The 19,033-nt window shown below is 61.1% G+C and carries 18 protein-coding genes; 5 read left to right on the top strand and 13 right to left on the bottom strand.

What is annotated here, in order from left to right; all coding sequences use genetic code 11:
• The first annotated feature begins 29 nt into the window (after nt 1-29).
• Entirely contained in the window at nt 30-1,145 is a 1,116-nt protein-coding gene (gcvT, locus tag M1D97_RS08640) for a glycine cleavage system aminomethyltransferase GcvT (RefSeq protein ID WP_456267340.1), read from the top strand.
• 68 nt (nt 1,146-1,213) lie between these two features.
• Here gcvT and M1D97_RS08635 read toward each other — a convergent pair whose 3' ends face one another.
• The 8 genes from M1D97_RS08635 to M1D97_RS08600 form a co-directional block, all read right to left on the bottom strand.
• Nucleotides 1,214-2,515, bottom strand: coding sequence for a TRAP transporter large permease (locus tag M1D97_RS08635; protein ID WP_456267339.1), 1,302 nt, complete (start codon nt 2,513-2,515; stop codon nt 1,214-1,216).
• A complete protein-coding gene (locus M1D97_RS08630) occupies nt 2,512-3,144 on the bottom strand; it encodes a TRAP transporter small permease subunit (RefSeq protein ID WP_456267338.1) in 633 nt (210 codons plus the stop codon). The genes M1D97_RS08635 and M1D97_RS08630 overlap by 4 nt, the downstream gene beginning before the upstream one ends.
• Nucleotides 3,145-3,221: 77 nt before the next feature.
• Nucleotides 3,222-4,280 (bottom strand): TRAP transporter substrate-binding protein, encoded by a 1,059-nt coding sequence (locus tag M1D97_RS08625; protein WP_456267337.1) that lies wholly within the window; start codon nt 4,278-4,280, stop codon nt 3,222-3,224.
• A gap of 65 nt (nt 4,281-4,345) precedes the next feature.
• Complete coding sequence (locus M1D97_RS08620) at nt 4,346-5,365, bottom strand: TRAP transporter substrate-binding protein (protein WP_456267336.1); 1,020 nt, start codon at nt 5,363-5,365, stop codon at nt 4,346-4,348.
• Between the two features lie 314 nt (nt 5,366-5,679).
• Nucleotides 5,680-6,249: a phosphatase PAP2 family protein gene (locus M1D97_RS08615; RefSeq protein ID WP_456267335.1), complete on the bottom strand. Its 570-nt coding sequence runs from the start codon at nt 6,247-6,249 to the stop codon at nt 5,680-5,682.
• On the bottom strand, nt 6,239-7,426 hold the full coding sequence (locus tag M1D97_RS08610) for a glycosyltransferase family 4 protein (RefSeq protein WP_456267334.1): 1,188 nt from the start codon (nt 7,424-7,426) through the stop codon (nt 6,239-6,241). Before M1D97_RS08610 ends, M1D97_RS08615 begins: the two co-directional genes overlap by 11 nt.
• A gap of 41 nt (nt 7,427-7,467) precedes the next feature.
• Nucleotides 7,468-8,328 carry a LysM peptidoglycan-binding domain-containing protein gene (locus tag M1D97_RS08605; protein WP_456267333.1) on the bottom strand — a complete coding sequence of 287 codons (861 nt, stop codon included), beginning with the start codon at nt 8,326-8,328 and terminating at the stop codon, nt 7,468-7,470.
• Nucleotides 8,310-9,188, bottom strand: a complete 879-nt coding sequence (locus tag M1D97_RS08600; RefSeq protein ID WP_456267332.1) for an acyltransferase — start codon at nt 9,186-9,188, stop codon at nt 8,310-8,312. Before M1D97_RS08600 ends, M1D97_RS08605 begins: the two co-directional genes overlap by 19 nt.
• Nucleotides 9,189-9,336: 148 nt before the next feature.
• Here M1D97_RS08600 and M1D97_RS08595 point away from each other — a divergent pair, with 148 nt between their 5' ends.
• Nucleotides 9,337-10,620, top strand: coding sequence for an MFS transporter (locus tag M1D97_RS08595; protein ID WP_456267331.1), 1,284 nt, complete (start codon nt 9,337-9,339; stop codon nt 10,618-10,620).
• 18 nt (nt 10,621-10,638) lie between these two features.
• Here M1D97_RS08595 and M1D97_RS08590 read toward each other — a convergent pair whose 3' ends face one another.
• The 5 genes from M1D97_RS08590 to M1D97_RS08570 all read right to left on the bottom strand — a co-directional run bounded on the left by M1D97_RS08590 (nt 10,639) and on the right by M1D97_RS08570 (nt 16,189).
• Entirely contained in the window at nt 10,639-11,481 is an 843-nt protein-coding gene (locus M1D97_RS08590; protein WP_456267330.1) for a fructosamine kinase family protein, read from the bottom strand.
• Nucleotides 11,482-11,578: 97 nt separating this feature from the next.
• Complete coding sequence (locus M1D97_RS08585) at nt 11,579-13,390, bottom strand: monovalent cation:proton antiporter-2 (CPA2) family protein (protein ID WP_456267329.1); 1,812 nt, start codon at nt 13,388-13,390, stop codon at nt 11,579-11,581.
• Between the two features lie 95 nt (nt 13,391-13,485).
• Entirely contained in the window at nt 13,486-14,301 is an 816-nt protein-coding gene (locus M1D97_RS08580) for an inositol monophosphatase family protein (RefSeq protein ID WP_456267328.1), read from the bottom strand.
• Nucleotides 14,302-14,354: 53 nt separating this feature from the next.
• The gene (locus M1D97_RS08575) at nt 14,355-14,891 is read right to left on the bottom strand and encodes a response regulator transcription factor (protein WP_456267327.1); all 537 of its coding nucleotides are present in this window, start codon (nt 14,889-14,891) and stop codon (nt 14,355-14,357) included.
• A 5-nt stretch (nt 14,892-14,896) separates the two neighbouring features.
• Nucleotides 14,897-16,189, bottom strand: coding sequence for an ATP-binding protein (locus M1D97_RS08570; protein WP_456267326.1), 1,293 nt, complete (start codon nt 16,187-16,189; stop codon nt 14,897-14,899).
• Between the two features lie 207 nt (nt 16,190-16,396).
• Here M1D97_RS08570 and M1D97_RS08565 point away from each other — a divergent pair, with 207 nt between their 5' ends.
• The 3 genes from M1D97_RS08565 (at nt 16,397) to mscL (ending at nt 19,030) form a co-directional block, all read left to right on the top strand.
• Nucleotides 16,397-16,627 carry a hypothetical protein gene (locus M1D97_RS08565; protein WP_456267325.1) on the top strand — a complete coding sequence of 77 codons (231 nt, stop codon included), beginning with the start codon at nt 16,397-16,399 and terminating at the stop codon, nt 16,625-16,627.
• Nucleotides 16,628-16,816: 189 nt separating this feature from the next.
• Nucleotides 16,817-18,403, top strand: a complete 1,587-nt coding sequence (locus M1D97_RS08560; RefSeq protein WP_456267324.1) for a peptide chain release factor 3 — start codon at nt 16,817-16,819, stop codon at nt 18,401-18,403.
• Between the two features lie 120 nt (nt 18,404-18,523).
• On the top strand, nt 18,524-19,030 hold the full coding sequence (gene mscL, locus M1D97_RS08555) for a large conductance mechanosensitive channel protein MscL (protein ID WP_456267323.1): 507 nt from the start codon (nt 18,524-18,526) through the stop codon (nt 19,028-19,030).
• Nucleotides 19,031-19,033: the final 3 nt, after the last annotated feature.

Raw genomic sequence — 19,033 nt, 5'->3', positions numbered from 1 at the left:
TTCATTCACGCACCGGACCCGGAGGATTTATGTCCACCCTGCATCGAACGTCGCTCTATACGCTCTGGCAACAGCGCGGGGCCAGGTTCGTCCCCTTTGCCGGTCATGAGATGCCGGTTCAGTTCGATATGGGAATCAAGCGGGAACATGAGCACACCCGCAGCCAGTGCGGACTGTTTGATGTCTCTCACATGGGTCAGATGCTGATCCGGGGAAGTCATCCCGCCCGGGCGCTGGAGCGCGTGTCTCCGATCGATGCCGTCGGCATCGCGCCCGGGCGCCAGCGCTACGGTCTGTTTACCAGCAACATGGGCGGCATTCATGACGACTTCATGGCAGTCAATGCCGGGGACCACCTCTACCTGGTCGTGAATGCCGCCTGCCGTGCATCGGATGCCGCGCTATTGAGAAGCGGGCTGGGAGATGAAGGGACACTCGAGGTACTCGAGGACCGGGCGCTGCTGGCGCTTCAGGGGCCCATGGCGCGCGAGATCATGCGTCGGCTGTGTCCGGCGGCGGCAGAGCTGACCTTTTTGCAGTACGGGCAGTTCGAGGTCATGGGCCATGAGCTCTGGATCAGCTGCTCGGGGTATACCGGCGAAGATGGTTTCGAGCTGTCGATCCCCGATACAGGCGCCATCCCTGTGGCCGAGTGGCTGCTTGATCAGGAGGAGGTCGCGCCCATCGGCCTGGGCGCGCGCGATTCACTACGCCTTGAAGCAGGGCTGTGTCTGTACGGCCACGACATGGACAAGGACACCACCCCCATCGAGGCATCGCTGGGCTGGGCGATCGGCAAGGCGAGACGGCGCGGCGGTGAACGCGAAGGCGGCTTTCCCGGCGCCGATGTCATTCTGACCCAGCAGGGCAACCAGGACACCGAGCGTGTCAGGGTGGGCCTGAAGGCCAAGGGAAGGGCGCCGGTCCGCGAAGGTGCCGAGCTTTACAATACGGATGGTGATCCCATCGGTGAGGTGACCTCGGGCACCTTTGCCCCGTCGGTGGGGGCGCCCGTGGCCATGGGCTACGTCAGACGCGGCTTCCATGAGGTCGGACAGACCGTGCAGGCAGAGGTGCGCGGTCGACGACTGGACATGACCGTAACCCCCATGCCGTTTATCACGACGCGTCAGTATCGCGGCTGATGCGGATACAAAAGGCCCTGCCACGGATGGCAGGGCCACGACGTCAGGTAGTGACCTGTCCAGAGGTGTTATATCAACCATATAGCGAGGTCGGGCCACAACAAAAGCGCAAACAGCACCAGCAATTGAAGGGCAATAAAGGGCAGTACCGAGACAAAAATATCCTTGAGACTGACTTCCGGCGGCGCCACGCCTTTTAGATAAAAGGCAGCGGGCCCGAAAGGCGGCGACAGAAAGGAGACCTGCATGTTGACGGCAAACAGAATACCGAACCAGATCGGGCTGTAGCCGAGCTCCACAATAATCGGCACAAAAATCGGCAGGGTCAGCATCGCCACACCGATCCAGTCAAGGAACATGCCCAGCACCAGCAGAATGGCCATCATGACCAGTATGATCACGATGGGTGCCACATCCAGGCCCATAATCATGCCCGAGATGAAGCGGTTGCCGCCCATCAGATTGTAAACCCCCACCAGGGCCGCTGCGCCGATGCCGATCCAGATGATCATGCCGCAGGTCATCAGCGTCTGGCCGAGGCTTTCGTGCATGGTTTTGAACGAGAATTCACCGCGCAGCACGATGGCCAGCAACACGCCGAACACACCCATTGCCGCCGCTTCGGTAACCGAGGCAACCCCCCCGTAGATCGATCCCAGCACCAGCACCGCGATCAGAGCCGGCACAATAATGGCCTGCAGGGCCTGGCCCCTTGTCTCGAAAGTGTCGCCCCGGTTTTCTTCGGTAAGCGGCGGCCCGAGGTCCGGGTTTTTCAGACAGCGTGCCAGTATGTAACCGATGTAGGAGAGCATCAGAATCACCGCCGGCGTAATGGCTGCAGTGAACAGGTCGGCGATCGAGACGCTGGCAATCAGGCCGTAGATGATCAATACGATCGACGGCGGCATCATGGTTCCCAGCGAGCCGCCGGCGCATACCACGCCAATGGAGAGATGCTTGTCGTAACCCAGTCGCAACATTTGCGGTAGGGCGAGAATCCCCAGCAGTACGATTTCGCCGCCGATGATGCCTGACAGTGCGGCGAGGAAGAAGGCAACCACGACGGTCTGTACCGCAACGCCACCGGGTAACCGTCCGGCGAATACCCGCATGGCATTGAAGAGATCCTTCGCAATTCCCGAACGGTCCAGCAGCGAGGCCATCAAGACGAACATTGGCACCGCTACCAGCGAATATTCGGTGACAAAACCATATACACGACTGGTGACCAGTGGCATCGCCATGGGCCCGAACCAGCCAAAGGTGAAGGCCAGGGCAACCAGACCGGTAATAAAGGCAAGCGGCAGGCCGGTAATGAGTAGTGCAAAGATGGCTCCAACCATCAGGATGGTACCGTCGGCAATGCTCATGAGCGTGCCTCCTCATCGATCGTCCCGGCTGTCGCCGGGCGGCCGCGTAGCGACTGGACCAGATGAACAAGGGATTGGACGCACATCACCATCAGCGAGATCATGATGACTCCCTTGATCAAGGCTGGAAACGGTGGGTTCCAGGATGTGCCCGAGCGTTCCAGTTGCCAGGCACCCATGGGGTTGTGTGAGGCGTCCCAGAACATGATCCAGGCGGCGTAGCTCATGGCAACACAAAAACCGAAGGTCACCAGGTCGTTGAAACGATCCAGCCACAGTCTCAGGCGTGGGCCGGCGCTGTCATAAAGCACCCGCACCCTGATATGTCGATTGCTGGCCAGTGCCGCCGGTCCGCCAAGGGCAAAACTGACGGCTACCAGCATGACCACGCTTTCATGGACCCAGGAGGTCGGAGAATCGAGGCCGTAACGCATGATGACCTCATAGACACTGATTGCCATGGCAATAAAGATCAGCCAGGCAGCGCCACGGGCGCACCATACGACGCCGCGGTCAAGGTTGCTGCGTACCGGGTCCGGCGCGCGTTCGCTGCTTTCATGGTCCGGTTGGGCAAGCTCCGGATCGCTGGACTTGATAACGCCGTCCTGGCTGCGGGAATCTCTGGGCATTAGCGGTCTCCGCATGACATGCAATAAGAATCCCGGTGCGCGATGACTGGTCGCTGCGCACCGGTACCCACAATGAATCAGGATGAAACGTTGGCGCTGTCTTCCTGTGTGTCGTCAGCAAGTAGATTGTGCGCGCGAAGGTAGGCGACCACCGAGTCGTAGAACTCACGGGTAATCTCGTTGCGTTCGGCCCACTCGGCCCACTCCTGACGGGCAATATCACGGAATCTGACGCGCTCTTCGGCAGGCAGATCGATGATGTCGATAGCCGGGTCCCGTCGTGCTTCGCGTACCGCGTCCAGATCACGGGTCTTGAGTTCGGCAACCATCTTGTAGGCGAGAGCATCGACCGACGTTTCCAGAATCGCTCTGAGATCTTCCGGCAGGCCGTCCCAGATCTGTTTGTTGAGCGAGACGGCGACCATCGGCAGTGAATGAAAGCCGGGATACAGGGGGTAGGGAGCGAACTCATGCAGGCCCTGGGCCTGGTTGGTAGCGAAGACAGTGTAATCGGCGGCATCGATGACGCCTTTCTCAAGCCCGGTATAGACCTCCGAACCGGGCAGGTTGACCGGGGTGGCGCCCGCCTTTTCGAAAATGTTGTAGACCATTCCCTCCGGAGCGCGCAGCTTGAGCCCCTTCATGTCCTCGATGGTACGCACCGGCTTGCTGGAAGGTAGCGACTCCAGCCCGGTCGCGGCGGCGCCAATCAGGTGCAGGCCATAAGGTTCGACCAATCTGTTGTAGAGTGCTTCGCCGCCAGCGTTGTTCATATAGTCGAGAAAGTCGTAAGGATCGCTCCAGGCACCTACCAGATTGCCGATCATGCCGAAGGCGGGGTCCTGACCGGTAAAGTAGCTGGGATCGGTCAGATGTCCCTGCAGAATACCCGAGCGAACAGCCTGCAGTGTCTGGTTGGCCTGTACTACCGCACCGACAGGCAGAATCTCGATAGCGATACGACCATTTGTCATCTGTTCGACGTTTTCGGCCCACGTCTTTTTCATCTCGAACTGCGGCTCGCCGGAGGTTTCCGATGTCTGGAATGTCCACTCATATTCCGCAGCCCAGGTATGGCCGGCTGCCATGCCAAGCGTGATGAAGGCGAGGGCTTTGAGCGGAAAGCAAATCGGCATGATGAATTCCCCTTGATGTTATTATCGGTTTATCCAAAAGAATTGTGGCTAATCGGAATCTGTGTTCAGAGCAGGCCTCGAGAGCGCAAAAATTCTGTTGTCGAGTCGTAGATCTCCCGGGTCATCTCGTTGCGACCGGCCCAGTCCTGCCACTCCTTCTCGGCAGCCTGACGGAACTTTTTGCGCTCTTCCGGTGGCAGGTCATAGGGATGAACGTTCGGATCCTGTTCGAGTCTGGCCAGCGTTTCCAGATCCTGAGCCTTGAGACGGGCGATCAGGTCATATGCCATACGGTCGAAGGCGGTCTTGAGGGTTGTCTGTAAATCTTCCGGAAGGCCATCCCAGATCTGTTTGTTGATCGACACCGCGATCATCGGCATCGAATGAAAGCCCGGATAGAGCGGATAGGGGGCGAACTGGTGGAGTCCCTGGGCATCGTTGTTGGAGAGTACCGTGGAATCGGCGGCATCGATGACGCCCTTTTCCAGACCGGTATAGACCTCTGACCCGGGCAGATTGACGGGTGTAGCACCGATACGTTCAAAGATGTTGTAGACCATGCCCTGCGGCGCTCGGATCTTGAGCCCCTGGAAATCCTCGATGGTCTTGATCTCCACCGTTGAAGGCACCGACTCCAGCGGGAAAGTGGCTGCCGAGATGAGGTGGGCGCCGTAGGGTTCAACCAGCTCGTTGTAGAGCGTTTCGCCACCGGCGTATTTCATGTACTCCAGAAAGTCATAGGGATTCTGCCAGGCGCCTACCAGATTGCCCAGCATGCCAAAGGCCGGGTTCTGACCGGAGAAGTAGCTGGGATCGGTCATATGCCCCTGCAGGATGCCTGAACTGACGGCCTGCAGTGTCTCCGTCGGGCCTACTACGGCGTTGATTGGCATGACCTCTATCGAAACACGCCCGTCGGTCATGGTTTCGATCCTGTCGGCCCATTCCTGCTTGATTTTAAAACTGGGTTCGCCGGAAGTTTCGGAGGCCTGGAACTTCCATTCGTATTCGGCGCCGTAGGCATTGAATGCCAATGCACCGAGCACAACAAAGGCACCTGCCTTCAGCGATAGGAGAGTATTCATTATGACGCGCTCCGCTGAATGTATGGATAGAGGCGGGACAGACACCTTGTCCCGACCGATTCCTTGTCATTATGTTTGCTGGAATAGCATTCAGTAATGCGTTGCGTCTGGCTGTAAGACGTTAGTCCAGAGTGTTACAAGAGTTAAAAAGCCAGGTGGAGCGGATTACCGTAAGTAAGGTGGCATGATGGCAGAATCGGACGCGTCGGAATGGAGAGGGTAGTGAAGGGCAGGGCCTCCATTTGCACGCAACAAAGGGGCCGGCGCAGAAATTGCGCCGGCCCGGAAGTTATATCGTATCAAGGCGCTCTTGATTACATGCCGAACAGCATGCCGCGCAGGGCCACGATCACCAGTGCCGTGCCATGGGCCAGAACAAAACCGATCAGGGCACCGGCTGCCACATCAGTAATGTAGTGCAGGCCCAGAATGATCCTTGAAAGCATGACCAGCACCGCAAACGGCGCGACCACAATCAGCATCTGGGGCACGAACAGCGCGGCCAGGGTGGTGAACATCACGGCATGCAGGGTATGACCGCTGGGAAAGCTGTAGCGGTCCAGCGGCGGCATGGTGCAGGGGATTTCAAAGGAGATATAGGGGCGCTCGCGGCACAGCCGGTTCTTGAGCAGCCGATAGAGAATACCGCCCACCGCGGCTGACAGGCCGAAACATACGCCCAGAAACCAGCCGTACCACCACTGCGTCAGCAGTGGAATGCTCAGACACATCGCGATCCAGGCCGGCGCATCGCCCAGTCGGCTTGCCCAGCGCAGAACGAAAAGCAGCGGACGATAGGCGCCAAGGCGAGCCAGCCGATTGCAGGCTTTCCACTCGAGTGTATCGAGCCTTTTGAAAACCGGGATAAGTCGTTCACCTGCCATCGTTCACCTCCTGTGCCTGAAGCAGATAATCAATAAAGGCATCGCCAATCTTTGGCCAGCCCAGTGTATGTACCCGCTCACAGGCAGCACGCCCCATTTCCCGGGCGGATGCCATGTCGTTGCAGAGCGTCACGGCCGCCTCGATGAACTGCGCTGGTCTGTCAGGGGCGGCAAGCTTACCCTGTCTGTCTTCACAAATCAGCTCGCCGGCGGCGGCGTAATCGAAGGCGACGACTGCCAGACCACTCGCCATTGCCTCGGTCACGACATTGCCAAAGGTTTCCGACAGCGATGGAAACAGAAAAATGTCCGCGCTGGCATAGTGCCTTGCCAGCGCTTCATCGCGCTGAAAGCCTGCAAACTCTGCCCAGGGCAGACGTGCTTCCAGCAGCGCCCGCTGGGGACCATCGCCAACCAGTACCGCTTTGAGGTCAGGCTGGTGCTGACGCATGGTGTCGAGTGTGTCGATCAGCAGCAAAACGTTTTTCTCGGCCGCCAGGCGGCCGACGTAGAGGGCAACGGGCGTATGGTCATCCGCGTCCCACTGTGCTCGCAGCGACGTATCACGGCGAGAGGGCGAGAAGCGCTCGCAATCAAGCCCTCTACTGAGCACCTTAACATTGTCATAACCATATTGGGCGAGATTGTCTGCCTGGGCTTTGGTCGGTACCAGCGTCATGGTCGAGCGATTGTGAAAACGACGCAGAAAGGGCCTCACCAGCGGCGTGAGGACCTTCAGCATGATGTAGTGGCGGCTGTACTGATCAAAATTGGTATGAAAGCCGCTGACCACCGGAATGCCCAGCTTTCGGGCCTGATTGAGGGCGGAAAGCCCGAGCGGGCCTTCCGTTGCGATGTAGACAACATCGGGGCGATGCGTGCGCCACAGTCCGGTGATCCTGCGGGGCGCCGGCAGCCCCATGCTGACACCGTCGTAATCCGGGATGGGGATGGCGCCAACCTGCAGTTCTTCACTCATGAGCTTGTCATGATGGGGCGTCTGTGGTCTGGGGCGAATCAGCTGCAGCGACATGCCGCACGCGCCGAGATGTCGCGACAGATGGCCGAGGGTATGTGTGACGCCATTGATTTCGGGTGCCCAGGTTTCGCTCACAAAAGCGACCTTCAACGGTGGCCGGGTTGTCTCATGATGTCTGCCAGTATCGGGGCCGTTCATGACAGTCGCAGGTCGCTCGGGTGACGGTCTTGTGTCGCGTGTCATCGCAGAATCTGCCTGGGATTGAAGGGGCGTCCGGCATTGCGCGTATCAAACAAAAGGTCATGGCGGCCGGTGCCGGCATCACGACGTACCTCGCAGACAGGGGTTCCCGCACCGATGCGCTGTCCGTTGCTGACATTGAGACGGTTGCACTGGGCATACACGCTCTGCAGGTTCTGGTCATGATGCACGATCACGACGCCGCCAAGCTGGCGCATCGTGCCTGCAAAACGCACGGTACCGGCGGCCACGGAACGAGCGGTGTGGTCACTGCCCGCCGAGAGCAGCATGGGCTGCAACGCGTCACGGCCGTCCTTGCCGAACTCGCGCTGGACCCGGCCACCGCGCAGCGGCCACGACCATGGGCCGGCGCCCTTCGGCAGGGCGCTTGCCGGTGCCGGGCTGGTGCTGGCACCGGCGGTGCCCGTTGTCCGGGATGTCGCCGTATTGGACGAGGCATTGCCAACGGGGACGGTCAGCACTTGACCGATGCGCAAACGGTCGGGATCGATGCCACGGTTGGCAGCGGCGATGCGGCTGCTGGAGGTGCCGAAGTGGCTGGCAATGCGTCCCAGCGTATCGCCGCTTCTGACAGCGTAGCGATACTGGCCGCTTCCCGGGGCCCGTTCGTTGCGACCGGGCAGCATCAACTGCTGACCGATACGCATGTCGTTGGCCTTGACGGACGGGTTGAAGCGCTGCAGACGCAGTAATGGAATGCCTGCCTGACGAGCGATGGCGCTCATGGTATCGCCACGCTGGACGGTAATGTAGCCGGCCTCGCCCCCGCCACCGGCGTGACGACCGGCACAGCCTGCCAGCAGGAGAAGCACTAAAAGGGTCAGGAAGCGGTGGTACATGAAAGCTGCTGATCCTTTTCCTGCCATAGTGCATTGATCCATGCCTGAAAGCGTTCCCTGTAATGCGTGTCGTTGAGGTAATCCCCGCCGGGCATCCAGTCGGGGATGGTCAGTCGTCTGGCCTCCAGACTGATGCCGCCGCTTCGACCGCACAGCAGGTCGCGAAAGCGTGTTCGGCCATGGCGGTAGTCAAGGGTCACATCGACGACACCGGAGAGTTCATGGCCCATCATTGTCATTACCTGGGCGCAACCGCCGGCACGAGGCTTGAGAAGATGCTGATAGGGGCTTTGCTGCTGTTCATGTTTGACCCGGGTAAAGCGCGTGCCTTCGGCAAAGTTGTAGATGGTAACAGGCGTACGATCGATTTGGGTCAGCAGTTTTTGCGTTGCCTTGAGATCGTGTTTTGCCAGCTGCGGCCGGCGTTTGAGCCGGGCGGGGCTGTAGCGTCGCATCATGGGGAACTCGAGCGCCCACCAGGCCAGCCCCAGGATGGGTACCCAGATCAGTTCGCGCTTGATGAAAAAACGCGGCATCGGCAGCCGGTCGTGCAGGGCGTACAGCAGGATAAAGACATCCGTCCAGCTGCGGTGATTGGCAATGACCAGCCAGTGACGCTCTCTGGACAGCGTCGCCGGCACGGCGATATGCCAGTCCGGTCTGAGCCAGTGGCGTATCCAGACATTATTGGTCGTGATCCACAAGCTGGCGATCCGGTTCAATCCCCTGAGCAGCCGCGTTTGTACCGGGCGAATGGGGAGTGCCAGTTTGAGAAGACTTAATGCCACCAGCGGTATGCCCCAGAACAGCGTATTGCCGGTCAGCAGCACGATACTGATGATGCCCTTGAGCCATGCCATGGTGTCCGGATCCTTGTTGCAGTGCCGGTATCGTAATGGATCGTCCGCGTCGGGCCCAGCGCAAGGATGACGTCGTTTGGCCGGGGCCACTACAATGCCTGTCCGCCAGGCACATGGTGACATTTCGACAACCCCGGGGGAGTCGCGAGTGCGGAATCTGCCATCGACATTACCAGTACTGTTTATCTGTGAAATCTTCTTTTTGCTGGGACACGGTCTGATCATGACCCTGCTTGGCGTGCGCATGTCGCTTGAAGGATTCCCCTCGCAGATGGCGGGCCTTTTGATGTCGAGCTTTTCGCTGGGGTTCGTGGCCGGTAGCTATCTGCTCGAAAAACGAATTCGCTCGGTCGGTCATATTCGTGTGTTCGCCGCCTGTGCTGCCGTTCTGGCCGTGACGGCCATCCTGCACGGGCTCTGGGTCAATCAGTGGGCCTGGCTGTTCTGGCGCCTGTTCGGGGGCGCGGCCACTGCCGGCCTTTTGATGGTCATGGAGTCATGGGTCTCGGGCGAGTCCAGCAACGACAACCGGGGCCGGGTGCTGGCCATCTATCTGGTCATCTCTACCACCTCGCTGGCGGGCGGACAGTGGCTGCTCAATGCGGCCGATCCGGCCTCGATGGTGCTGTTCAGCGTGACCGGCATCCTGTTTGCCCTCTCTCTTATACCGTTATCTATCTACCGGATCCATGGACCCAAACGTTCCGGCCATGAAACAGCGCTCAAGCTGCCGCTCAAGATGCTCTACAAGCGAGCCCCGGTGGGGCTGGTAGGAGCCTTTGTAGCCGGCATGATGGTGCAGGCCTTCTTTGCCATGACGCCGTACTATGGTCAGGAGATCGGGCTGTCCACCGGTCAGACCGCCCAGTTCATGTCCATCACCACGCTGGTAGCGCTGGTGGCGCAATGGACACTGGGGCGACTGTCCGATCGGTTTGACCGACGCAAGGTGATCCTGTTCATGGCGCTGGTCATGGCCATATCAGGGGCGATGATTTCCACCGTGGCACGCATTGACTACCTGTTTCTGCTGCTGGTGGCCTGTCTGCATACGTCCATGCTGCACACCCTGTACTCCCTGAGCCTTGCCCATACCAATGACTGGCTGGAGCCGGAAGAGACCATTCAGGCCAATGCCAAGCTGCTGATCTGGTATGGCATCGGCTCGATCGTGGGGCCGTTCAGCGCCTCGCTGGCCATGCAGCTGCTCGGGCCCGATGGCCTGTGGATGTTTCTGGGCAGCGTATCGCTGCTGCTGGCAGGATTTATCCTGACGCGCCTGCGCGGACGCCGCAGCTGGGCGCCCGAGGTAGCCCAGGAGCCCTGGCTGCCGACAGCGCCCATGGAAACCTCCCACTATGTCGAGCTGGACCCGCGCTATGAGCCCTACCAGTTCGAGCTTAAACTGGCGCCGGAAGGCGACCACCACTAGCGCGGCAGTCGCCCGGCCTCAGCTTCCGGGCAGCTGCGCCACGGCCGAGCGCACGCCCTGATAGTAGCTGCCGCCAAACATGTAGAGATGGTTCAAAAGCGGGTAGAGTTGAAAGAGCGCGCGTCGTCGGGGCCAGTCATCCGGCGCGTCGCCTTCCCAGTAGGCCTCGTAAAAGGCATCGGCGGGGCTGCCGAAAAGCTCCAGCAGGGCGATGTCCGCGTCCGGGTAGTGGCGATAGATGGCCGGGTCGATCAGGGCCGGCCCCTGCTGACTGAAGTGTACGTTGCCGGACCAGAGATCCCCGTGGACCAGGCTGGCCGGTGCGTCGGGCAGCCACTCTTCCAAAGCGCTGGCGACGCTGACCAGCTGATCATGCAGGCCCTGATCCATGCGTTTCTTTTGCAGACACCTGTCCGCCAGCGGCAGCAGCCGGCACTCGCGCTGAAAGACGCGCCCATCGTCATGTTGGGTGTTGATCTGCGGTGTGGTGCCGGCAAAATTGTCGCGATGCCAGCCGTGGCTGGTGTCCATATCGGCATGGAGCGCACGCAGGCCGCGGCCAAAAGCCTCGTGCGCCTGCCGGTCGGGCCGGGCCCGGGGCAGATAGGTCATCACCAGCGCCCCGGGCAGCTCGCCCACGATATCCGGAATGACCAATCCGGTGTCGGCGGCCAGCAGGGCTCTCAGCCCGTCGGCCTCCGCGTCGAGTCCTTCCGGGTCGGCGTGCTTGACCAGCACATCCCCCTCGGCGGTAGTGACCCGCCAGACCTGACCGATATCGCCGCCGCCCAGCGGCTCGGGAGGGGTCGTGGCGTGGATGCCCAGTGCCTCGAGCGTTGCCTGTGGGGTTGAGGACGCCATGGCGCGATACTCCTGTGTCGACATGAAACGATGTTGTTGCAGAACAATGTCTTCCCAGCGTAGCAGCGCCACGACGCCCCATTAAGGCAGGTCGCGATCAAAACGGGTCGGGACTGTCCTCATCGCGGGGCTTCTGACGCGGAGCGTGGTGGGATCTCTCTTCACTCTGAAAAAGCTTGTAGAACTCCTCCATGGCGGCCCGGTCACTTTCGAGCAGCTGCGCATTGTCATTGCGATACTGATAGGACTCTTCAAACAGGCGAACATCGAAGTCGCGGAAGGTCCTGACCGCCTGGCTGGCACTGGCGCTGGGGTAGCCCAGCCCGACCAGCACTTCCTGGGAGAGCTCCAGGCTGGCGGAAAAGGTTTCGCGAACCACCACCTCCACGCCCAGCTCCTGCAGGCGCCAGGCATGGTGGCGGTTACGGGCCCGGGCATGGATGCTCAGTTCAGGGTAATTGTCGCGCGCCAGGCGTGCGATGGTCAGCGAGGCCTGCTCGTCGTCCACGCAGATGATCAGCATGCGCGCGCGGTCGATGCCCGCCGAGCGAAGCAGTTCCAGACGGGTGGCATCGGCGTAGTAGATGCGCGAGCCGAACTGGCGGATGAACTCTACCTGGCGAATGTTGGGGTCCAGCGCCGTAAAGCGTACGTTCTGCATCTTGAGCACGCGCGCCACCATCTGGCCGAAGCGGCCCAGGCCCGCGATGATCACGGGCGGGTCATCATCGGGAAACTGATTGTCCCAGTCCTGTGAGGGCTTGAGGCGATTGCCGAGGCGGCTGCCCAGCGTGTAGAGAAAGGGCGTACAGGCCATCGAGATCGTCACGGCGGCGATACCCAGGCTGGCAATGCGCTGCTCGAAGACGCCGGCGGCCACGGCCGTGGTCAGCAGGACGAAGTCGAATTCGCCCCCCTGGGCGATCACGGCGGCCAGACGTGGAATGTTCTGACGCGGCAGGCGGGCGATCACGCCGACCACACACAGCACCCCGATCTTGACCACCAGCACGGCCAGCGTGATGCCCAGCACGGTCAGCAGATTGTGCAACACCAGCGACAGATCGACCGACATGCCGACCGAGAGAAAGAACAGGCCGAGCAGAATGCCCTTGAAGGGTTCGATGTTGGCTTCAAGCTCATGGCGATAGGGTGTGTCCGCCAGCAGAACGCCGGCCAGAAAGGCGCCCAGTGCCATGGACAGCCCGGCTTCCTCCATGACCCAGGCCGTGCCCAGTACCATGAAAAGGGCCGCCGCCGTGAAGACTTCATGGACTTCACTGCGTGCCACAATGCGCAGCACGCGCGGAAAGACGAAACGGCCCACCAGCAGCGTGGCCGCGACGATGGCGGTGGTTCTGGCAATGGCCAGCCACAGGTTGGTGTCTTCAGCACCGGCACTGCCGGCAAGAATGGGCATCAGGGCCAGCAGGGGAATGACCGCCAGATCCTGAAACAGCAAAATGGCGAAGGCGGTCTGGCCGTGAGGGCTGGCAAGGTGTTGATGTTCGGTTAAAAGCTGCAGGGCAAAGGCGGTGGAGGAGAGCGCCAGCGTCAGTCCGAGCATGATCGAGGCGGCCTGACCCAGCCCCAGCATGAATCCCAGCGGCGTGAGCAGCAGACCGGTGAGCAACAGCTGCAGGCTGCCCAGACCGAACAGGCGCCCGCGCAGGCGCCAGAGCCGGGCGGGCTCCAGCTCCAGTCCGATCACGAACAGCAGCATGACCACGCCGATTTCGGAAAAATGAAGCACCGATTCGGGGTCGGCAACAAAACCGCTGATCGAGGGGCCCAGAATCAGCCCGGCGCACAGATAACCCAGTATCGAGCCCAGGCCGAAGCGTGCAAACAGGGGCACTGCCAGCACGGCAGCCCCCAGCATGACGGTTGCTTCAAACAGAAAGTGCATGACAGTACGTCCCGAGCAGTGCCGGCCGGCGCAGTGGGCCGGTCAGAGGCATCATGGCCTCCGACCGGTTGATCGATACCGCCGATGATGGACGATCAGCGGTACTGCCCGCTATCGGCCTTTTTGATCAACCCTTTCAGGGGAGAGTAGATCTCCGGCGTGCAGACCAGCAGGTTCTCGCCGTAGAGCTCGGCGGCAATGCCCTCCGGACAGTCATAGACATGGCCGGTGCGGGCGCCGGCTTCCCTAGCGATCAAAAGGCCCGCGGCAAAGTCCCAGGGAGAGCTGCTTTCGTAGTAGCCGTCCAGTCGGCCGCAGGCCACCGCACACAGGTCCAGCGCCGCGGCGCCGTTGCGGCGAATGTCGCGGCAGTTTTCCAGCACGGCGTGCAGGCGTCTGAGCAGCGGGAAGCGGGCATCGCGGTTGTAGGGAAAGCCGGTGCCGATCAGCGAATTATCGAGTTCGCGCGTGCCACTGACCGAAATCGGCGTATCGTTGCACCAGGCACCGCTGCCGCGAACGGCGCTGAAGGTTTCTTCCAGAAACGGGGCATGCACGACCCCCACCTGAATGCGGCCCCGGTCGGCCCAGGCAATGGAAACCGCCACATGGTGATGGCCATGAGCAAAGTTGACGGTGCCATCAATGGGGTCGACCACCCACAGGGGGCCCTCGTCACCGAGGTCGTGGCGGTCCGGCGAGAGCTCTTCGGTCAGGCGGGCCTCGCCCGGAAACAGTGATTCCAGCTGTTCGCTGATATAGCGGTCGATGGCGACATCGGTGTCGGTGACCAGCTCATTGCCGTGTTTGATGTTGCGTTGAAGGCTGCCGCCTTCACGGGCCGCCCGGATACGGCGTCCTGCCTCCTCGGCAATGCGGGTGGCCTGTTCAAGGCGCTCTTCAAGGGTCATGCAAACTCCTGTCGGATTCTGTCGTGAAGGACGGGGCGCTGGCGGATCAGCGCTCAGCGCTTGACCGGGCGTTTCTGCAGCTTGCGCTGCAGGGTGCGGCGATGCATGCCAAGGCTTCGGGCGGTGGCCGAGATATTGCCGTCGTTGTCCTGCAGCACACGCTGTATATGTTCCCAGGTCAACCGGTTGACCGATGGCGGGTTATCGGGAACCTCGGCATCCGGATTGCCCTCCTGGGCATCCAGCGCCTGCAGTACTTCGCTGACCTCGACCGGTTTGCAGAGATAGTTGACGGCGCCCAGCTTGATTGCCTCGACGGCGGTGGTGATGCTCGAGTAGCCGGTCAGTATCACGATGCGACAGGCCGGGCTGATCGACAGCAGCGTGGGCAGAAACTGCAGTCCCGAGCTCTCCTCGAGCTTCAGATCGAGCGTGGCGTACTCCGGCGGGCGCTGCTGCGACAGCTGCCGGGCTTCTTCGATGGTCGCAGCCACCATGACATCAAATTCATGGCGCGTCAGGGCACGCTCCATGATTCGGCGAAATACAGGGTCGTCGTCGACGACCAGAAAGGAAGCCTTTTCGTGCATGACGTTCATTCCCTTGAGAGTGAAGAGGACGGATCGGCATCCGGGTGCGGCAGCCTGACCTCGGTCAGTGTGCCCCCTTCGGTCTGATTGTAGAGGCTGACGCTGCCGCCGAAGCGGTCCAGCGTCGAGTGGGTCAGAAACAGCCCGATGCCCAGCCCTCTGGATTGTCCGGAGATAAAGCCTTCGCCCATGCGGTTGGCAATGTCCATCGAGATGCCCGGGCCGTGATCGACAATCGAGATCACGATCCGGCGCATGTCCTCCTTGAAGGTGCTCTCGCCCAGCGTGATGGTGATATCGCGGGGGTTGGCATCGGCGGCATTGTTGAGCAGGTTCATGATGGCCTGATCCAGCGTTGGGTCCGCCATCAGTGGTATATCGCGGTGCTCGATGTGCAGCTGATGGGTGACATCAGGGCGCATGACCAGCCAGCGCTGAATCAGCGCTTCCAGCCAGTCGGCGGCGTTGACGCGCGCCGGTGTATCGCTCTGGCGCCGTTCGGCACTGGCCACCAGCTCGCGCAGGTGGCGCTTGCAGGTGTCGACCTGGCTGCGCAGCAGGTCCAGATCGGCACGCTGGGTGTCGGTGACGGGCTCCGCTTTCATTTCGTCGATCAGCATGGTCATGGTGGACAGCGGCGTGCCCAGCTCATGGGCCGTACCCGCGGCCTGGCTGGCCACGGCCAGGATCTGTTCGTTGCGCAGGGAGGATTCACGAGTGCGGGAAAGCATCCGGTCGCGCTGTCGCAGGGTGTCGGCCATGCGAAAGATCACAAAGGTAATGAGCCCGGCACACAGGGCAAAATTGAGCCACATGCCCAGCACGTTGAGCGTCAGCAGGCTGTCGCCGATCGTGTGGCGAAGCTCCGGCACCGGCTCGAAAAAGACCATCAGCAGCGAATAGGCCACAAAGGCCGAGGCCGCCGTGATGCAGGCGTGACGCCAGGGCTGCGTGGCGGCGGCCATGGCCACGGGGATCAGATAGTAGGTAATGGCCGGATTGGTGGCTCCGCCGGTGTAATAAAAGATCAGGGTCAGGCCCGTGACATCGATGAGCAGGTGAATCAGGTATTCGATATCCGTGACCTGACGGGTCTGGCCCAGCCGCCACCAAGTGGCCACGTTGAAAAGCCCCATGGCGACGATGATGGTGATGATCGGCACGACCCTGAGCTTGAAGTTCATGACCTCGATGCCAAAGAGGATCACGACCAGAAAGCAGGTCCAGGTAATACCGCGGGCGATGGTCAGCCGTACCAGATTGCGCGCCGGTGTGGTCAGCAGTAGCGCCTGCGTCATGAGTGTCCAGAGCAGAGAATGTAGCGTTGTGTGTCCATGATATCGCAATCGCTGCAGGGTCGTGGAGTAAAGAATGCGCACTGACGCCATGATGATAATGGGCTGGCGTCATGGCGATATCGGGCCTACCGTGATGACAACGGGGCGGGCACCTGGCGATATCCCGATACGCCCGCCCCGCTGTGCGCCTCGAAGGAGGAGATGATCATGATGATGCAATCCCGTGTTGATGCTCGTTGCATGCCCTGGATGGCCATGAGCGAACCGCCGGTCCAGCCGCCGGACCCGGCGCCGCATTCCCCGCCCGAGGAACCGCCGCAGCCGCAGGAGCCGCCGGTCGAGGAGCCGCCACGGGAAGATCCACCGCTGCAGGATCCCCCGCCGGCGCAGCCACCGCCCGAGGTGCCGCCGGAACAGACCCCGCCGTATCAGCCCTGATATCGGATGACTCGCACCCGAGCCATACCCTTTTAGCCGACTCCTGCCGGGGTCGGCTTTTTAGTGCCTGCAGTCCGGCGGTCACGAGCGATACGTCAGAGCTTCTATCCCCGCGCTCGGCACTGCCTGTAGAATGCAAACAAACCCGTCCACGTACAGACTGTGTACTTAATGACTACCGAAACATCCATGACCGATACCCGGATCGCCCGGGAAGCCAGCCTTCGCAGAACCTTTGCGATCATCTCCCACCCTGATGCGGGCAAGACCACCATCACCGAAAAGCTGTTGCTGTTCGGCAATGCCATTCAGGTGGCCGGCGCCGTCAAGAGCAAGCGTCAGGACCGCAGCACGACATCCGACTGGATGAAAATGGAGCAGGAGCGCGGTATCTCCGTGACGACCTCCGTCATGCAGTTCCCCTACAAGGATCGCATCGTCAATCTGCTGGACACGCCGGGGCACGAGGACTTCTCCGAGGATACATACCGCACGCTGACCGCGGTGGACTCCGCGCTGATGGTCGTGGACGGCTCCAAGGGGGTCGAGGACCGCACCATCAAACTGATGGAGGTCTGCCGGCTGCGCACCACGCCGATCCTGACCTTCATCAACAAGATGGACCGTGACACGCGCGACCCGATCGAGGTCATGGACGAGATCGAGACCGTGCTCAATATCGCCTGTGCGCCGGTGACCTGGCCGATCGGTATGGGGCGTCACTTCCGTGGCGTCTATCACCTGATCAATGACACGGTCCATCTCTATCGTCAGGGGCAGGGCAACCGCATTCCGGAGGATGTCCGGATCGAGGGACTGCATAATCCGGAGGTCGATGAGGCACTCGGTGCCTCACAGGCTGCCGAACTGCGCGACGAGATCGAGCTGGTACAGGGTGCCTCGCACGAGTTCGATCTGGCGGCCTACCGCCGCGGCGAGCTGACGCCGGTGTTCTTTGGCACGGCCATGGGCAACTTCGGCGTGCGTGAAATGCTCGATGGTTTCGTCGAGTACGCCCCGTCGCCCCGTCCGCGCGAGACCAACGTGCGGGAAGTCTCCTCCGAAGATGGCAGCTTTACCGGGTTCGTTTTCAAGATCCAGGCCAACATGGACCCGCGCCACCGCGACCGGATCGCCTTTCTGCGCGTCTGCTCCGGCAAGTATGAGCGCAACATGAAGATTCACCATGTGCGCATCAAAAAGGACGTCAAGATTGCCGATGCGCTGACCTTCATGGCCGCTGACCGGGCGCATGTCGAGGAGGCCTGGCCCGGTGACATCATCGGGCTGCACAATCACGGCACCATCCAGATCGGCGACACCTTCTCCAGCGGCGAGCAGATGCGTTTCACCGGTATTCCGCACTTTGCCCCCGAGCTCTTTCGCCGCGTGCGCCTGAAGGACCCGCTCAAGACCAAGCAGCTCCAGAAGGGACTGCAGCAGCTCTCCGAAGAGGGGGCCACGCAGGTCTTCATGCCACTGGACAACAACGACCTGATCGTGGGGGCGGTCGGCCTGCTGCAGTTTGACGTGGTCGCGCACCGTCTCAAGGACGAGTACAAGGTCGACTGCATCTACGAGCCGGTCAACGTTCAGACGGCTCGCTGGATCCATGGTGACGAGCGCAAGATCGACGAGCTGCGCAACAAGGTCAGCACCAATCTGGCGATCGATGGCGGCGGGCACCTGACCTATCTGGCGCCCACTCGCGTCAATCTGCAGCTGATGGAGGAGCGCTGGCCCGACCTCTCCTTCGATGCCACGCGTGAGCACTGAGCGCCAGGGTAGCCTGCCGGTGCGTCTTTATAGGCATTCGCTACAGTAGTGCTGTTGATAGCGGCGGGGTGGCCGACATGCGGCCACCCGGGATGACATTTGAGCCCGGGAGGGTATGGCATGCCAGGATTTTTCAGGGAGTTTCGCGATTTTTCCGTCAAGGGCAACGTCGTGGATCTGGCGGTGGGGATCATCATCGGCTCGGCCTTTACCGGCATCGTCAATAGCCTGGTCCGGGATGTCTTTACGCCGGTGCTGGGCCTGATCACCGGGGGGATCGATTTCACCAACCTGTTCGTGGTGCTCAAGGAGGGTGCTGGGGCAGCAGGCCCCTACAATACCCTGGCGGAGGCGCAGGCGGCCGGTGCGGTGACCATCAACTACGGCATTTTCCTCAATGCCCTGATCTCGTTCACGCTGGTGGCCATGGTCTGCTTTTTGTTGATTCGCAACATCCACCGCATTCGCGAGCTGGGGGCACGCAGGGAGGAGGCCGTGCCGGCCACGACACCGACCGTTCGCAACTGCCCCTACTGTGTGACACCCATCTCGGTTCAGGCGACCCGCTGCCCCAGCTGTACCTCCGTGCTGGAAACCGCCGAAGCAGCAACGCCCACCACGACATAGCCG

The sequence above is a fragment of the Kushneria sp. AK178 genome, assembly GCF_053903105.1.
The sequence above is the reverse complement of the archived record's forward strand: the minus strand, read 5'-3'. Positions and strand labels throughout refer to the sequence as shown.

What these genes read in the sequence shown, in the direction of transcription:
- M1D97_RS08615 (WP_456267335.1), bottom strand. Translation starts at nt 6,249, where the DNA reads ATGGCAGGTGAACGACTTATCCCGGTTTTCAAAAGGCTCGATACACTC.
- M1D97_RS08600 (WP_456267332.1), bottom strand. Translation starts at nt 9,188, where the DNA reads ATGGCATGGCTCAAGGGCATCATCAGTATCGTGCTGCTGACCGGCAAT.
- M1D97_RS08630 (WP_456267338.1), bottom strand. Translation starts at nt 3,144, where the DNA reads ATGCCCAGAGATTCCCGCAGCCAGGACGGCGTTATCAAGTCCAGCGAT.
- mscL (WP_456267323.1), top strand. Translation starts at nt 18,524, where the DNA reads ATGCCAGGATTTTTCAGGGAGTTTCGCGATTTTTCCGTCAAGGGCAAC.
- M1D97_RS08570 (WP_456267326.1), bottom strand. Translation starts at nt 16,189, where the DNA reads ATGACGCAGGCGCTACTGCTGACCACACCGGCGCGCAATCTGGTACGG.
- M1D97_RS08560 (WP_456267324.1), top strand. Translation starts at nt 16,817, where the DNA reads ATGACCGATACCCGGATCGCCCGGGAAGCCAGCCTTCGCAGAACCTTT.
- M1D97_RS08585 (WP_456267329.1), bottom strand. Translation starts at nt 13,390, where the DNA reads ATGCACTTTCTGTTTGAAGCAACCGTCATGCTGGGGGCTGCCGTGCTG.
- M1D97_RS08605 (WP_456267333.1), bottom strand. Translation starts at nt 8,328, where the DNA reads ATGTACCACCGCTTCCTGACCCTTTTAGTGCTTCTCCTGCTGGCAGGC.
- M1D97_RS08565 (WP_456267325.1), top strand. Translation starts at nt 16,397, where the DNA reads ATGATGATGCAATCCCGTGTTGATGCTCGTTGCATGCCCTGGATGGCC.
- M1D97_RS08575 (WP_456267327.1), bottom strand. Translation starts at nt 14,891, where the DNA reads ATGCACGAAAAGGCTTCCTTTCTGGTCGTCGACGACGACCCTGTATTT.
- M1D97_RS08610 (WP_456267334.1), bottom strand. Translation starts at nt 7,426, where the DNA reads ATGAACGGCCCCGATACTGGCAGACATCATGAGACAACCCGGCCACCG.
- gcvT (WP_456267340.1), top strand. Translation starts at nt 30, where the DNA reads ATGTCCACCCTGCATCGAACGTCGCTCTATACGCTCTGGCAACAGCGC.
- M1D97_RS08590 (WP_456267330.1), bottom strand. Translation starts at nt 11,481, where the DNA reads ATGGCGTCCTCAACCCCACAGGCAACGCTCGAGGCACTGGGCATCCAC.
- M1D97_RS08625 (WP_456267337.1), bottom strand. Translation starts at nt 4,280, where the DNA reads ATGCCGATTTGCTTTCCGCTCAAAGCCCTCGCCTTCATCACGCTTGGC.
- M1D97_RS08620 (WP_456267336.1), bottom strand. Translation starts at nt 5,365, where the DNA reads ATGAATACTCTCCTATCGCTGAAGGCAGGTGCCTTTGTTGTGCTCGGT.
- M1D97_RS08580 (WP_456267328.1), bottom strand. Translation starts at nt 14,301, where the DNA reads ATGACCCTTGAAGAGCGCCTTGAACAGGCCACCCGCATTGCCGAGGAG.
- M1D97_RS08635 (WP_456267339.1), bottom strand. Translation starts at nt 2,515, where the DNA reads ATGAGCATTGCCGACGGTACCATCCTGATGGTTGGAGCCATCTTTGCA.